This is a genomic window from Corallococcus sp. AB049A (assembly GCF_003668885.1).
Taxonomy (GTDB): Bacteria; Myxococcota; Myxococcia; order Myxococcales; family Myxococcaceae; genus Corallococcus; species Corallococcus interemptor.
Genome location: NZ_RAWL01001027.1, coordinates 1 through 466, shown reverse-complemented (window position 1 = coordinate 466; position 466 = coordinate 1). Strand labels below are relative to the sequence as shown.

The 466-nt window shown below is 74.0% G+C and carries 1 protein-coding gene; it reads left to right on the top strand.

The window, feature by feature from the left end; translation table 11 throughout:
- On the top strand, positions 1 to 466 hold a 466-nt coding region (locus tag D7X55_RS40710), incomplete at both ends, for an ATP-binding cassette domain-containing protein (protein WP_147470488.1).

Below are 466 nucleotides of genomic sequence, written 5' to 3'. Positions count from 1 at the left end.
ACTCCAAGCTCTCCGTGGCGGAGAACCTGCGCCTGTTCGCCCGTCTGGAGAAGGTGCCCGACGTCGCGGGCACCGTCGCGCGGATGCTCGACCAGACCGGCCTCGGCGACCGGGCGGGCGACGAGGTCGGCCGCCTCTCCGGCGGCAACCGGCAGCGGGTGAACATCGCCGTCGGCCTCCTCTCGGAGCCGCCCGTGGTGCTGCTCGACGAGCCGTCGTCGTCGCTGGATCCGCGCCAGCGCGAGGTCCTGTGGCAGTTCGTCGGGCGCCTGGCCTCCCAGGGGACGACCGTCGTCTACTCCACGCACAACGTCGGCGAGGCGGAGCACTACGCGGACCGCGTGCTCGTGCTCGCGGACGGCGAGCTGCTGTTCACGGGCACCCCGGCGGCGTTGGCGCAGGCGGGCGACCCGTCCCGCGGCGGCTTCGAGGCCGCGTTCGTCCGCTTCCTGCGCGACCAGGGACC